14 protein-coding genes are annotated in these 13,054 nt (G+C 61.2%); 10 read left to right on the plus strand and 4 right to left on the minus strand.

Annotation, left to right across the window (positions count from 1 at the left end):
* Window positions 1-171: 171 nt before the first annotated feature.
* Together bfr and ACFWHB_RS02735 are read right to left on the minus strand one after the other, a co-directional pair.
* Window positions 172-651, minus strand: coding sequence for a bacterioferritin (gene bfr / locus ACFWHB_RS02730; protein ID WP_139433902.1), 480 nt, complete (start codon window positions 649-651; stop codon window positions 172-174).
* Window positions 652-786: 135 nt separating this feature from the next.
* On the minus strand, window positions 787-993 hold the full coding sequence (locus ACFWHB_RS02735) for a bacterioferritin-associated ferredoxin (protein ID WP_010675777.1): 207 nt from the start codon (window positions 991-993) through the stop codon (window positions 787-789).
* 139 nt (window positions 994-1,132) lie between these two features.
* Here ACFWHB_RS02735 and ACFWHB_RS02740 point away from each other — a divergent pair, with 139 nt between their 5' ends.
* The 6 genes from ACFWHB_RS02740 to ACFWHB_RS02765 all read left to right on the plus strand — a co-directional run bounded on the left by ACFWHB_RS02740 (window position 1,133) and on the right by ACFWHB_RS02765 (window position 8,089).
* On the plus strand, window positions 1,133-1,447 hold the full coding sequence (locus tag ACFWHB_RS02740) for an HlyU family transcriptional regulator (RefSeq protein WP_111911054.1): 315 nt from the start codon (window positions 1,133-1,135) through the stop codon (window positions 1,445-1,447).
* Window positions 1,444-3,516: a tRNA(Met) cytidine acetyltransferase TmcA gene (locus ACFWHB_RS02745; protein WP_395949408.1), complete on the plus strand. Its 2,073-nt coding sequence runs from the start codon at window positions 1,444-1,446 to the stop codon at window positions 3,514-3,516. Before ACFWHB_RS02740 ends, ACFWHB_RS02745 begins: the two co-directional genes overlap by 4 nt.
* 401 nt (window positions 3,517-3,917) lie before the next feature.
* Window positions 3,918-5,045, plus strand: a complete 1,128-nt coding sequence (gene coxB, locus ACFWHB_RS02750; protein WP_395950167.1) for a cytochrome c oxidase subunit II — start codon at window positions 3,918-3,920, stop codon at window positions 5,043-5,045.
* A gap of 9 nt (window positions 5,046-5,054) precedes the next feature.
* Window positions 5,055-6,641: a cytochrome c oxidase subunit I gene (gene ctaD, locus ACFWHB_RS02755; protein WP_395949409.1), complete on the plus strand. Its 1,587-nt coding sequence runs from the start codon at window positions 5,055-5,057 to the stop codon at window positions 6,639-6,641.
* A gap of 9 nt (window positions 6,642-6,650) precedes the next feature.
* Window positions 6,651-7,205, plus strand: coding sequence for a cytochrome c oxidase assembly protein (locus ACFWHB_RS02760; protein ID WP_025328389.1), 555 nt, complete (start codon window positions 6,651-6,653; stop codon window positions 7,203-7,205).
* A 2-nt stretch (window positions 7,206-7,207) separates the two neighbouring features.
* Window positions 7,208-8,089, plus strand: coding sequence for a cytochrome c oxidase subunit 3 (locus ACFWHB_RS02765; protein WP_395949410.1), 882 nt, complete (start codon window positions 7,208-7,210; stop codon window positions 8,087-8,089).
* A gap of 8 nt (window positions 8,090-8,097) precedes the next feature.
* Here ACFWHB_RS02765 and ACFWHB_RS02770 read toward each other — a convergent pair whose 3' ends face one another.
* Entirely contained in the window at window positions 8,098-8,304 is a 207-nt protein-coding gene (locus ACFWHB_RS02770; protein WP_005330432.1) for a DUF2909 family protein, read from the minus strand.
* An 81-nt stretch (window positions 8,305-8,385) separates the two neighbouring features.
* Here ACFWHB_RS02770 and ACFWHB_RS02775 point away from each other — a divergent pair, with 81 nt between their 5' ends.
* The 4 genes from ACFWHB_RS02775 to cyoE all read left to right on the plus strand — a co-directional run bounded on the left by ACFWHB_RS02775 (window position 8,386) and on the right by cyoE (window position 11,522).
* Window positions 8,386-9,048: an SURF1 family protein gene (locus tag ACFWHB_RS02775; RefSeq protein ID WP_395949411.1), complete on the plus strand. Its 663-nt coding sequence runs from the start codon at window positions 8,386-8,388 to the stop codon at window positions 9,046-9,048.
* On the plus strand, window positions 9,045-9,533 hold the full coding sequence (locus ACFWHB_RS02780; protein WP_395949412.1) for a hypothetical protein: 489 nt from the start codon (window positions 9,045-9,047) through the stop codon (window positions 9,531-9,533). Before ACFWHB_RS02775 ends, ACFWHB_RS02780 begins: the two co-directional genes overlap by 4 nt.
* Before the next feature lie 70 nt (window positions 9,534-9,603).
* On the plus strand, window positions 9,604-10,620 hold the full coding sequence (locus tag ACFWHB_RS02785) for a COX15/CtaA family protein (protein ID WP_395949413.1): 1,017 nt from the start codon (window positions 9,604-9,606) through the stop codon (window positions 10,618-10,620).
* Window positions 10,617-11,522 (plus strand): heme o synthase, encoded by a 906-nt coding sequence (gene cyoE / locus ACFWHB_RS02790; RefSeq protein WP_025328384.1) that lies wholly within the window; start codon window positions 10,617-10,619, stop codon window positions 11,520-11,522. The genes ACFWHB_RS02785 and cyoE overlap by 4 nt, the downstream gene beginning before the upstream one ends.
* A 75-nt stretch (window positions 11,523-11,597) precedes the next feature.
* Here the strand turns inward: cyoE and ACFWHB_RS02795 are convergent, their stop codons facing one another.
* On the minus strand, window positions 11,598-13,028 hold the full coding sequence (locus ACFWHB_RS02795) for a gamma-aminobutyraldehyde dehydrogenase (RefSeq protein ID WP_395949414.1): 1,431 nt from the start codon (window positions 13,026-13,028) through the stop codon (window positions 11,598-11,600).
* Window positions 13,029-13,054 lie beyond the last annotated feature (26 nt).

The raw sequence follows: 13,054 nt of genomic DNA on the forward strand, positions 1-13,054 counted from the left end.
GCGCCCAGTATCGTGAAGGGGGTTGGCGGACTTAGGGAAACACCCCGGTTGGCCAGCTATCTGGCAGACATTAACGTCCATATATTTCAAATTCATGCCTGGGCTTCAAGATGGTGGCCCAGAAAAAACCCGCCTTGGCGGGTTGGGGACAGATCTTAATGACATCCGCACTCAGGATGATGCGGTATGAAGCTGGGATTGCTGATAGTTTTCCAGGCCGATGCGAGCGATGAGGTCCAGTTGGGTTTCCAGCCAGTCTACGTGCTCCTCCTCGTCTTCCAGGATCTCCTGGAACAGGTCACGGCTGACATAATCATGGACGGACTCGGCATAGGTGATGGCCACTTTCAGGTCGGGAATGGCATCCATTTCCAGTGACAGATCGCAGCGCAGCATCTCTTCGACTGTCTCACCGATACGCAGCTTGCCCAGATCCTGCAAGTTGGGCAGTCCTTCCAGAAACAGCACCCGCTTGACCAGCTCGTCGGCATGTTTCATCTCATCGATGGACTCATGATATTCCTTGTGCCCAAGCCCCTTGAGGCCCCAGTCATCGTAGATGCGGGCATGCAGGAAATATTGGTTGATGGCAACCAGCTCATTGGCCAGCACCTTGTTGAGGTGGGCAATGATTTTGGGATCTCCTTTCATCGACATTACTCCTCGTGTTCGAGCCTAGGGCACCGATCACTAGAGCGTAGTCGAGAAAAATGACCATAAGAGGATGGCGAATCGCCTACCCCGAAAGGAAGAGCATCCGCTCGATGAGGTGAGGGGAGAGGTATTTCATGCCACTTCGTAATAAAGGGGCGCCTGCTCCGACTCCATCTTGTCGATCTCGGTGGCGATGATCTCCATCGCCATGCGCACGCACTTGCCACATTGTGCACCGACTTCCAGCGATTGTTTCAGCTGTCTGAACTCGGTCTTGCCTGCCTGTACCGCCTTGCGGATCTGGTTATCTGTGATGCCGCGGCACAAACACACGTACATAATAATGGACCTCATGCTGGAATGAGATGAAATCTAAATGAGAATGGTTCGTAGTGCAAAGAACGAATGGTAATAAGATCCCCTGCTTGCCAGTGATTCCCCCCTTGAGGAGAATGCAACCATCAGAGAGGAGACGAACATGCTCAAGAAACTATTCAGTGCCCTGTTCAAGGGGCAACCCGCCCAGACCGCCGACGTCACGCCCACCGAATACACCGGCTATCTCATTTATCCCGAACCCATGGCGGAAGGGGGGCAGTTCCGGCTTGCCGGGCGCATCACCAAGGATGTGGATGGTGTGCTGCAGACTCACCGCTTCATCCGCTCCGATCTGTTCTCCAACCCGGCCGACGCCGAGCGTTTCATGGTGCAAAAAGCCCATACCTTCATCGATCAGATGGGGGAGCGCATGTTTGAGCCACGGGTGAAGCCGGACGACAGTTCAGCCTCATGAGCCCAGCCGAGGTGGATCTCCTGCGCCAGGCCCTCGCTCGCACCGGTGAGCGTCGCCTGATCTGGCTGGAAGGGCTCGAAGCCGATTGCATCACCCGCGCCGAACCCTTGCTGGGGGAGGCGGTCTTCTGGCTGGGGGACGGCCCCGCATGCCATGGCCCGCTGCCCGCCGCCAAGGCGCTGCAACGGCTGGGTCAGGAGTGCGATACCCTGGTGTTCAACGCCTTCAGCGGCTTTCATCCCGATGCTTTCGGCGCCTTGGCGGGCACGTTGCGCGCCGGTGGTCTGCTGCTGCTGCTGACGCCCCCCAGAGAGACGTGGCCAGCCTACCCGGATCCGGACAGGCTGCGACTGGTCGCCCAGCCTGAGGATGCCAAGCTGGCGGGTCATGGTTTTATCGCCCGCTTGGTGCGGTTGCTGGCAGGGGATCCAGCCCTCTCCTTGAACCCTCCCGTCGGCGGCGAACCCTGGTGTCCTCTTGACGCAAGCCGGCCACTCAGCACCGATCAAGCCCGTGCGCTGCCAGCCATTCACAAGGTGTTGCATGGTCATCGTCGTCGTCCGCTGGTGCTGAGTGCGGATCGTGGCCGTGGCAAGAGTGCGCTGCTGGGTCTGGCCAGCGCCGATCTGCTGCGCCAGGATCCCGGCCTGCAGATAGTGGTGACGGCTCCTTCCCAGGCGACTGTGGCCACGCTCTTTGCCCATGCCTCGGCCGCGCTTGCAGACACGCCAGAGCGGCTGGCGGGCCTGACCTATGTGTCGCCAGACCGAGCGGCTCAAGGGGATGTGCAAGCGGATCTGCTGTTGGTGGATGAGGCCGCCGCCATTCCGACCCCGCTGCTGGAAGCCATCCTGGCCCATCACAGCCGCATCGTATTCGCCACCACTGAGCACGGCTATGAGGGGACGGGGCGTGGTTTTCATCTGCGCTTCAAGCGGGTGCTCGATAGGCAGACCCCGGATTGGCAGGAGCTGCATCTGGCGGAACCCATCCGCTGGAGCCGGCATGATCCGCTGGAGCCGCTGATCTTCCGGCTGCTCGGCCTCAATGCCGACATAGTGGCACCGGCTCCCCCGAAAGCATCAAGCTGGCGACGGCTGGAACAGGAGGCGCTGGCCGGTGATGAGGCTCTGCTCAATCGGGTGTTCGGTCTGCTCGTCCTGGCCCATTATCAGACCAGTCCGAGTGACTTGCGGTATTTGCTGGAGAGCCCGGATCTCGACATCCACCTGCTGGAGCAGGATAAAGAGTTGCTCGGTGTTGCCCTGGTGGCCCGGGAAGGAAACATAGCGCCGGCGCTGGCTCACGACATCTGGGCTGGGCGAAGACGCCCCCGTGGTCATCTCTTGCCCCAGTCGCTGCTGGCACACGCGGGCTTCATCACGGCAGGGGAGCGCACCTATGCCAGGGTGATGCGCATCGCCATTCATCCCGCTTTGCATCGGCTGGGACTGGGTTCTCTGTTGCTGGCGCAGCTGGAAACACACTACCGCACGCAGGGATACGACTATCTGGGGTCAGCCTTTTCTGCGAGTCCCGATCTGCTGCCATTCTGGCTCAAGGGGGGCTTGACGGTATTGCGCATCGGTCTGCAGCGGGATGCGGCCAGCGGCAGCCATGCGGCCTTGTTGCTCAAACCGCTGAAAGCGGAGCTCGATTCGGAGCTGGCGCAATGGCGACGGCGCTTCGTGAGCCAGCTGCCGACCCTGCTGGCAGGAGAGCTCAAGGGGCTGGATCCCGAACTGGTCTGGCTATGCCTGAGAGGAAACGCGGCCGCAGAAGCGCCCGATCTGGATGAGTTCCAGTATCAGGAGCTGATGTGCTTTGCCCATCATCACAAACCGTTCGAGCTGTGCCAAGCCTGCCTGCAACGCTGGCTGGCCAGTCGGTTGACTGTGCTGGATGAACTGCTTCCCGACGAGCGTCGGCTGCTGATCGCCTCCATCTGGCAGTATGTGCCCTGGGCCGAGTTGGCAAAGACGTTGGGTGTTGCTGGCAAGCCTGCGCTGATCAAGCAGCTGCGCAGCCTGCTGGCCCGGCTGTTTGACAAACCGGCGCCCATGGCCTGACGACGAACGACATGGCCGCGGCGGCGCGAGAAGGCACCGCTGGTCACCACAGATGAACAAGGGGCCCGGGTGGCCCCTTCTCTTTTGTCGAACGCTTTGGCTGCTCGCTACCGGAGGGATCCTGTGATTGAGCCGTTCTGGGTTATGCCATGGGGCAATGGCTGCCGCCAGCACACCCCTCGTTTACCCCGGATAGGATGCCAACTGCTCTGACGAGTCCCTCGTCGGCTGGCATCACTTTGGTTTTTTCAGAATATGGACTAATACTTGAGTGTGACTGAACGTTTAATAAATGCATTATTTTCAGATGGTTAGCGTTTGAACTGTCAATGCTTGCCATCTTTTCTAACGTGCACAGGGAGTGCAATGTGGGAAAAAATGCAATCAACCATGGCGCATGGATGGTGTGGCTCGCCAGCAGCAGTGTTTCCGCCAACGACATCACATTCAACATGACGCGCGGGGCGACCGCCATCAGCCAGCAGGTGTATGACCTGCATATGACGATCTTCTATATTTGCTGCGCCATTGGCCTGATCGTCTTCGGGGCCATGCTCTGGTCCATAGTCCACCACAGAAAGTCTCGCGGCGCCAAGGCCGCTCAATTCCACGAGAGCACCCGCATCGAGCTGTTATGGACGGCCATACCTGTGCTGATCCTGGTCGCCATGGCGGCCCCGGCGACCTCGACGCTGCTGAAGATGGAGGACACCTCCAAAGCCGACCTGACCGTGCTCATCACTGGCTCGCAATGGAAATGGCATTACAAATACCTCGAGCATCCTGTGGAGTTTTACTCCTTGCTGGCGACCAGCAAGAAGCAGATCTCGGGGGACGAACCCAAGAGCGGCACCTATTTACTGGAGGTGGATCAGCCTCTGGTGTTGCCCATCGGCAAGAAGATCCGATTCCTGATGACCTCGGATGACGTCATCCACTCCTGGTGGGTTCCAGCCTTCGCGGTGAAGAAAGATGCCAATCCCGGTTACATCAACGAATCCTGGACCCGGATCGACAAGGCTGGCACCTACCGGGGGCAGTGTGCCGAGCTGTGCGGCAAAGACCACGGCTTCATGCCCATAGTGGTGGTGGCCAAGCCGGCCGGGGAGTTTGATGGCTGGATCGCCAAGACAGCGGCAGATCAGGCGGCAGCCAAGGCCCAGCAGCAAGACCTGGCCAGTCAGACCATGACGCTGCCGCAGGCCATGGAGCTGGGGGAGAAGGTCTATCTGGGCTATTGCGCCGCCTGCCATCAACCCGCGGGTACGGGCTTGCCCGGCATCTTCCCGGCCCTCAAGGGCAGCAAGGTGGCGACGCTGCCAGAGCATAGGGCCCAGCACCTGGACATAGTCCTGCATGGCAAGAGCGGAACGGCGATGCAGCCCTTCGGCAAGCAGCTGACGGCCCAGGAACTCGCCGCCGTCGTGACATACGAGCGCAATGCCTGGGACAACAAGACCGGTGATGTCATTCAGGCTGCAGAGGTGCAGTCCCTTCTGAACCCAGTCGATCCAAACAAGGACAAGTGAGGCGCCAGCATGAGTGATGGAATCACGGATACCCTGCACAGCGAGCACGCCCACCAACCTGCATCGGGCATGAGGCGCTGGCTATACACCACGAATCACAAAGATATCGGCACCCTCTATCTGCTGTTCGCCCTGACCATGTTCTTCACCGGTGGCGCCATGGCCATGGTCATTCGGGCCGAGCTGTTCCAGCCCGGGCTGCAACTGGTCGAGCCCCTGTTCTTCAACCAGATGACCACGGTGCATGGTCTCATCATGGTCTTTGGCGCCGTGATGCCCGCCTTCACTGGCCTCGCCAACTGGCTGATCCCCATCATGATAGGTGCCCCGGACATGGCGTTGCCCCGGATGAATAACTGGAGCTTCTGGATCCTGCCGTTTGCGTTTCTGATCCTGCTGTCGAGCCTGTTTATGGAGGGCGGTGGCCCCAGCTCGGGCTGGACCTTCTATGCCCCCCTGTCCACCAAATACAGCGGCAACAGCACGGCGCTGTTCGTCTTTGCCATCCACATCATGGGTATCTCCTCCATCATGGGGGCCATCAACGTCATCGTCACCATCTTCAACCTGCGGGCGCCGGGCATGGGCTGGATGAAGATGCCGTTGTTTGTCTGGACCTGGCTTATCACTGCCTTCCTGCTCATCGCTGTCATGCCGGTCCTGGCGGCGGCGGTGACCATGGTACTGACGGACAAGTATTTCGGGACCAGCTTCTTCGATGCGGCCGGGGGCGGGGATCCTGTGCTGTTCCAGCACATCTTCTGGTTCTTTGGCCATCCGGAGGTGTACATCATGATACTGCCGGCCTTTGGTATCGTCTCCAGCATCATTCCCACCTTCTCTCGCAAGCAGCTATTTGGCTATCGCTCCATGGTCTATGCCACCAGCAGCATCGCCTTGCTGTCATTCATGGTCTGGGCTCACCACATGTTTACCACTGGGCTGCCCGTTGTCGCCGAGCTGTTCTTCATGTACGCCACCATGCTGATAGCTGTGCCGACCGGGGTAAAGGTATTCAACTGGGTCGCCACCATGTGGCGGGGATCACTGACGTTCGAGACCCCCATGTTGTTTGCCATCGCCTTCATCACCCTGTTCACCATAGGCGGCTTCTCGGGGTTGATGCTGGCCATGATCCCGGCCGATTTCCAATATCACGATACCTATTTTGTCGTGGCCCATTTCCATTATGTGCTGGTTACCGGCGCCGTCTTCTCGATCCTGGCCGCCGCTTATTACTGGTTGCCCAAATGGACGGGGCACATGTATGACGAGCGACTCGGGCAGTGGCATTTCTGGTGCTCGCTCATTTCGGTCAATGTGCTCTTCTTCCCCATGCATTTCGTCGGTCTGGCGGGCATGCCCCGTCGCATTCTGGATTACGCGCTGCAGTTTGCCGACTTCAACATGCTGATCAGTCTCGGCGGTTTCGCCTTCGGGCTGTCGCAGTTGCTGTTCGTCTGGGGGGTGATCAAGTGCATCAGGGGAGGGCGGCAGGCGAGCAATCAGGTGTGGGAAGGGGCGGAGGGGCTGGAGTGGACGCTCTCATCCCCCCCTCCCTACCACAGCTTCAAGACTCCGCCAGAGGTGCGGTAAGGAGAGCATATGGCTCAGGTCAATCACGGTCCCCTGCTCAGAAAGCTGGCCCTGGTGGTGCTTGTCATGTTCGGGTTCGCCTTTGCACTGGTGCCGCTGTATGACGTCTTCTGCAGGATCACCGGCCTCAACGGTAAGACTGCAGTACAGCCTGCCACGGCTGAGCGGGCGGTGATCGACAGCAAACGGACCATCCAGATCGAGTTTCTTGCCCATGCGGACACCCAGATGCCGTGGCAGTTCAGCGGCGAAACGGCGCGGTTGTCGGTGCGGCCGGGTGAGATGAAGCTGGTCAATTATCGGGTGTTCAATCCCACCGATCGCACCATGATTGGTCAGGCGGTGCCGTCGGTCTCCCCCGGTCCCGCCGCCGCCTACTTGAAGAAAGTGGAGTGCTTTTGCTTCAACCGTCAGGAGTTGCAGGCGGGGGAGAGCAAGCTGATGCCGCTCAAGTTTTATGTCGACCCCGATTTGCCCGACAACATAAACACCATCACGCTCTCCTATTCACTCTATGACATCACTCAGTCCACCCCAGCCCCGACGTTGGCGCAGAGGAAATAATCATGGCCAAAGTGAACCAGACGTATTATGTCCCGGACCAGAGCCGCTGGCCCATCATAGGGGCGGTGGCCTTGTTTTTCCTGGCCTTCGGGGCGGGGCATCTGGTCAATGAGGTGGCGAGCGAGCAGGCCGGGGTCGGCCGGTATTTGATGATGGCTGGCGTTGCCTTGCTGGTCTTCATGCTGTTTGGCTGGTTTCGCCACATCATCCAGGAGTCCATGACCGGGCTCTACAGCGCCCAGATGGATCGCTCCTTCCGGCAAGGCATGGTCTGGTTCATCTTCTCCGAAGTGATGTTCTTCCTGGCCTTCTTCGGGGTGCTGTTCTATGCCCGCCAGCTTGCCATGCCCTGGCTGGATGGCGCGGGCAACAAGGCGATGACGGCCCAGTTGCTGTGGCCGGATTTCTCCGCGCACTGGCCCATGGTCAAGACCCCGGGAGGCACCACGACCCAGGCCATGCCCTGGCACGGTATCCCCCTCATCAATACCCTGATCCTGCTCGCATCCTCCGTCACCCTGCTGTTTGCACATACCGGCCTGGAGAATGGAAAACGCCGTCGTCTCAAGGGAATGCTGCTTGTGACCGTGGTGCTCGGGTTGGCATTCCTCTGGCTGCAAGGCTATGAATACCTGCATGCGTACCGGGATCTGGGGCTGCGACTGGACTCCGGCATCTACGGCAATACCTTCTTCATCCTGACCGGATTCCATGGCTTGCATGTCACCCTGGGGACTGTATTCCTGCTGATCATCTGGCTGCGGATAGTGCTGAAGGATCACTTCACCGCCGAGCGCCACTTCGCCTTCCAGGCCGCGGCCTGGTACTGGCACTTCGTCGACGTGGTCTGGCTCTGCCTCTTCGTGTTCGTCTACCTGCTCTGAGGTCGGGATCAGTAAGGGCGCGGGTTGGGCTCCAGCCAGCCCATCATCAGGGAGAGCAGCAGGATGACGACCACCAGCAGGGAAAAGAACACCCGGCGCCCCAGCGGGGCCGACATCTTCTGGGGGTGACCCGTGGTCATCATCAACCAGAGGGCATGAAACAGCTGTCCTATGATGAGCAGCAGCATCAGTACCAGCACTATCTTGATCAACATGTTGGAGCCCTCCGTTATATGCGTGACATGGCAACATGGGATAAGCAGCGACCATGGCATCACAGGCGCTGGATCGTACTGATGTTCACTCTGGTTGTGACGGCCGGTTTGTGCAAGCTGTCGCTCTGGCAGTGGCAGCGCGGGATGGAGAAAGAGGCCTGGCTGGGGCGGATGGCGGTGGCACAGCAGGTGGCGCCAATGACGCTTGCCCGGATCGACTGGCGCAATCTTGAGTCACTTGATGGCATGTCACTGGGAGGGGAGGTCGAATGGGTGTCCCCTCATGTCTGGTTGCTGGACAACCAGGCGGTGGCGGGCGAGATCGGCTATGACGTCATCATACCGGTACGGGCCGGTGATGCCCGTCCCCTGCTGCTGGTCAATCTGGGCTGGGTGCCTGCACCCGCCAGCCGGCAGCAGCTGCCAAGGCCCGTCATTCCGGCAACTCTGGAGCTCGACGGTCTGCTGCGCACGGCCCCCGGTGGCGTCTTGCTGGGTCAGAACATCGAGTCCGGCCCCTATCCTAACCGGCTGCAGTCCATCAGGGTGGATGCCCTGAGCGAGATCCTCGGTTCACCCCTCGCCGATGCCGTGTTTTATCAAAGGCAGACTCCCTTCCTTTATCACTACCAGCCGAATGTCATGCCGCCCGAGAAGCACAGGGCATATGCAGTGCAATGGCTTGGGCTGGCGCTGGTGATGCTGGTGGGGGGCCTGGTGCTGACAAGGAGGTTGTCCCCATGAACTCATGGTCAAGATGGAAGGTACCTGTTCTCTTTGCGCTGGTGATACTGCTGCCTGTGGTTCTGGCTGCACTGACCCTGAGGCAGGGCTGGTATGAACCCGGCACCCGCAACAAGGGGGCCTGGTTGGATCAGGAGGTCTATCTGTTGCAACCGCTCCCGCCCCATCAGAGTAAATGGCGGCTGGTCTATCTGGCCGCCCGGCGCTGTGAGACGCAATGTCAGCAGGTGCCCGAGTTGATGTCGCGGATCCAAAGCGCCCTAGGCCGCAACCTGGACAAGCTGGATCTGGTGCAACTGACCGATACGCCGCCGCGCGGGGTGAACGGAGCGGTGCGGGCGGGCGATATGATGCTGGTGGACTCGCAAGGGCTTGCCATCCTGCGCTACGAGGTACCGGCCAGCACGGCGGCGTGGCCACTGCTTGGCAAGGCAGTGCTGTCGGATCTGCAGCAACTGCTCAAGTATCAGCGAGGTGTGAAATGAACGCGCACCTGAGGACTGTGTCGTGTGTCCTGTCGCCATCATCCGGAGACAAGCGTCAGCGAGGTGCCGTATGAAGATACAGAAGCGGCTGGCATCGATCGCTATCGCACTGGCGGTACTGGTCATCGTGCTTGGGGCCTATACCCGACTGACGGATGCCGGGCTGGCCTGCCCCGATTGGCCCGGCTGTTACGGCTCCCTGGCCGTCCCCCAGTCCGCGCATATGGAGCGGGCGGCCCAGCTCTACCCGGACACGCCGCTGGAGCCCCACAAGGCGCGCAGCGAGATGGTGCACCGCTACTCTGCCGGTGTGCTGGGCGGTGTGATTGCGCTGCTGTTCGTGCTGAGCTGGCATGCTGGCGGTCGTCTGCGTCGGCTCTCTGGGGCCTTGCTGGTGCTGGTGGTTGGGCAGGCGGCGCTGGGCATGTGGACGGTGACGCTGGCGCTGCACCCTCTGGTGGTGACCAGCCACCTGCTGGGTGGGTTCGCCATCCTGACTCTGCTCTGGCTCTACCGGGCCGAGCTTGAGCGCTTCCCCGCGAACGCGCCCGTCTGCTGCGGTCAGGGCTTGCCCTGGCTCGGCAATGCGGCCTGCGGCGTGCTGCTGCTGCAGATAGCGCTGGGTGGCTGGACGTCGGCGAACTATGCGGCCATGGCCTGTGTCGAGTTGCCTCTCTGCCAGGGGAGCTGGCAGGCGCAATTGAACTGGGAGGAGGCCTTTCATCTGCCACTCGGCCACGCCAGCTATGAGTTCGGGGTGCTGAGCAAGGAGGCGCGCCAGACCATCCATATCGCCCATCGTCTGGGGGCCCTTGTCACCGCCCTGCTGGTGGGGGGCTTTGCCCTCGCCCTGATCCGTCAGGGGGCCCCGTTGCGCTTACTGGGGGGGCTCTTGCTGGTCCTGCTGCTCGTGCAAATTGCCTTGGGGCTGGCGAACGTCCACCTGGCCCTGCCGCTGGCAAACGCCCTCGCGCACAACCTGGTGGCGGCACACCTGCTGGTGTGTTGTGTGCTGGCCCGTGGGCGGCTCTCCCGCCCCCGGATTTCCCCTTCGTTGTCGCCTGAGGCGATCAGGAGTCAGACATGAACAGCAAGTCCTTGGCCCGCTTCATCGACACCCGGCTGCTGCGGGACTACTACCAACTGACCAAGCCCAAGGTGGTGGCCTTGCTGCTGCTGACCGCCTGGGTCGGCATGCTGCTGGCCGAGCCGACCCAGGCCTCCCTGGACGAGATGGTGCTGGGGCTGGCGGGGATAGGGCTGCTGGCGGCCGGGGCCGCGGCCATGAATCATTCTCTGGATCACGGCATCGATGCCCAGATGCGCAGAACGCGCTGGCGACCGGTAGCCATGGGGCGGATCGGGCCCAAGTCTGCGATGGCGTTTGCACTCTGGCTGGCGTTGATGGGCTTCGTCCTGCTCTATTGGGGCGTGAATCCCCTGACCGCCTGGTTGACCCTGGCCAGCCTGTTTGGCTATGCGGTCGTTTATACCCTGCTGCTTAAACGGGCCACGCCACAGAATATCGTGATCGGCGGGCTGGCGGGCGCCATGCCACCGTTGCTGGGCTGGACCAGCATCACAGGAGGACTCTCGGCCGAACCCTGGCTGCTGGTGATGATCATCTTTACCTGGACACCACCCCACTTCTGGTCCCTGGCCATCCACCGGCGTGATGAGTATGCCGGTGCGAACATTCCCATGCTGCCCGTCACCCACGGCATAGCATTCACCAAGACGGCCATACTGCTCTATCTGCTGATCCTGACCCTGGTCTGCCTGCTGCCCTACCTGATCGGCATGTCCGGGCTGCTTTATCTGATCGGCAGTCTGGCGCTGAACCTCGGGTTCTGCTGGCATGGCTGGTTGCTGAAGTATTCGGATCGACCCGGTCAGGCGATGCGCACCTTCCGCTTCTCCATCTATCACCTGATGTTGCTGTTCGGTCTGCTTATTCTGGATCACCACTGGCTGTGGCGGCTGTCGTAGGGGGAGGTATCTGGCAGGGGATTTGGGTCGTTGTTTACGCATTCAGGCTGGCCCCGGGGCCAGCCTGAATCATGTTCAGAGCTTGACCATGATGTGGCGCGGTACCGTGTAATCCTCCAGCGCGTAGAGGGAGAGATCCTTGCCATAGCCGGACATCTTCATGCCGCCGTGGGGCATCTCCGAGGTGAGCATGAAGTGGGTGTTGATCCAGGTGCAGCCATATTGCAGGTGGCTGGCCACCTTGCTGGCCAGACTCAGATCCCGGGTCCACACCGAGCTGGCGAGGCCGTAGTCCGAGTCGTTGGCCCACTGCACCACCTGTTCGGCATCGTTGAAGCGGGTTACCGACACAACTGGGCCGAACACCTCCCGGCGCACGATTTCATCCTCCTGGCGGGCGTGGGCTATCAGGGTCGGCTCGAAGAAGAAGCCGTTGCCGGGGCGGATCTTGCCGCCAGTCGTCACCTCCACGTGGCCGCTGCTCTGGGCCCGCTCCACGAAGCTGGCGACCCGGTTGCGCTGGCGGTCAGAGATGAGCGGCCCCATCTCCACCCCCTCTTCACGCTGGCCCCCCACCTTGATGGAGGCCACGGCCTCCGTCATGGCCGCGACGAACTTGTCGTAGATCTTGCCCTGGGCATAGATGCGGCAGGCGGCGGTGCAGTCTTGCCCGGCGTTGTAGAAGCCGAAGGTGCGAATGCCTGCCACCACGGCCTCCAGATCCGCATCGTCGAAGATGATGACGGGCGCCTTGCCACCCAGCTCAAGGTGGGTGCGCTTCATGGTGCGGGCGGCGCTCTGCAGTATCTTCTGGCCGGTGGCGATGTCACCGGTGAGCGATACCATTCGCACCAGCGGGTGCTCCACCAGCGGCGCCCCCACGCTCTCGCCCCGGCCGCAGACGATGTTGATGACGCCGCGCGGGAAGATCTCGCTGGCGAGCTCGGCGAGGCGCAGGGCGGTGAGCGGGGTCTGCTCCGAGGGTTTGAGCACCACAGTATTGCCTGCCGCCAGCACTGGTGCCATCTTCCAGGCCGCCATCATCAGGGGGTAGTTCCAGGGGGCTATGCTGCCCACCACCCCTATGGGGTCGCGACGGATCATGCTGGTGTGCCCCTCTATGTACTCCCCCGCCAGTGGCCCTTGCAGGCAGCGGGCCGCCCCGGCGAAGAAGCGGAAGCAGTCCACCACGGCGGGCAGCTCGTCATTGAGCACCGCCAGATAGGGCTTGCCGCAGTTGAGGGATTCGAGCGCCGCGAACTCTTCGGCGTGGCGTTCGATGGCATCCGCCAGGCGCAGCAGCAGGATGCTGCGGCTTGCCGGGGTGGTGCGGCTCCACTGGGCGAAGGCGCGCTGGGCGCCGTTCACCGCCCGGTTCACCTGCTCGAACGACGCCTCGGGCACCGAGGCGATCAGCTCCCCGGTGGCGGGATTGAGGATGGGCTCGGCCTGGCCATCACCGGTCACGAACTGGCCGTCGATCAAGAGTTGGGTAGAGAATTTCATGGTTGCATCCTTGCGCAGGCGTTGAG

The organism is Aeromonas mytilicola subsp. aquatica (genome assembly GCF_044336385.1).
In the GTDB taxonomy this organism is placed as follows: Bacteria; Pseudomonadota; Gammaproteobacteria; order Enterobacterales; family Aeromonadaceae; genus Aeromonas; species Aeromonas rivipollensis.

What these genes read in the sequence shown, in the direction of transcription:
- ACFWHB_RS02735 (WP_010675777.1), bottom strand. Translation starts at nt 993, where the DNA reads ATGTACGTGTGTTTGTGCCGCGGCATCACAGATAACCAGATCCGCAAG.
- cyoE (WP_025328384.1), top strand. Translation starts at nt 10,617, where the DNA reads ATGAACAGCAAGTCCTTGGCCCGCTTCATCGACACCCGGCTGCTGCGG.
- coxB (WP_395950167.1), top strand. Translation starts at nt 3,918, where the DNA reads ATGGTGTGGCTCGCCAGCAGCAGTGTTTCCGCCAACGACATCACATTC.
- ACFWHB_RS02745 (WP_395949408.1), top strand. Translation starts at nt 1,444, where the DNA reads ATGAGCCCAGCCGAGGTGGATCTCCTGCGCCAGGCCCTCGCTCGCACC.
- ACFWHB_RS02785 (WP_395949413.1), top strand. Translation starts at nt 9,604, where the DNA reads ATGAAGATACAGAAGCGGCTGGCATCGATCGCTATCGCACTGGCGGTA.
- ACFWHB_RS02760 (WP_025328389.1), top strand. Translation starts at nt 6,651, where the DNA reads ATGGCTCAGGTCAATCACGGTCCCCTGCTCAGAAAGCTGGCCCTGGTG.
- bfr (WP_139433902.1), bottom strand. Translation starts at nt 651, where the DNA reads ATGAAAGGAGATCCCAAAATCATTGCCCACCTCAACAAGGTGCTGGCC.
- ctaD (WP_395949409.1), top strand. Translation starts at nt 5,055, where the DNA reads ATGAGTGATGGAATCACGGATACCCTGCACAGCGAGCACGCCCACCAA.
- ACFWHB_RS02775 (WP_395949411.1), top strand. Translation starts at nt 8,386, where the DNA reads ATGTTCACTCTGGTTGTGACGGCCGGTTTGTGCAAGCTGTCGCTCTGG.
- ACFWHB_RS02795 (WP_395949414.1), bottom strand. Translation starts at nt 13,028, where the DNA reads ATGAAATTCTCTACCCAACTCTTGATCGACGGCCAGTTCGTGACCGGT.
- ACFWHB_RS02780 (WP_395949412.1), top strand. Translation starts at nt 9,045, where the DNA reads ATGAACTCATGGTCAAGATGGAAGGTACCTGTTCTCTTTGCGCTGGTG.
- ACFWHB_RS02770 (WP_005330432.1), bottom strand. Translation starts at nt 8,304, where the DNA reads ATGTTGATCAAGATAGTGCTGGTACTGATGCTGCTGCTCATCATAGGA.
- ACFWHB_RS02765 (WP_395949410.1), top strand. Translation starts at nt 7,208, where the DNA reads ATGGCCAAAGTGAACCAGACGTATTATGTCCCGGACCAGAGCCGCTGG.
- ACFWHB_RS02740 (WP_111911054.1), top strand. Translation starts at nt 1,133, where the DNA reads ATGCTCAAGAAACTATTCAGTGCCCTGTTCAAGGGGCAACCCGCCCAG.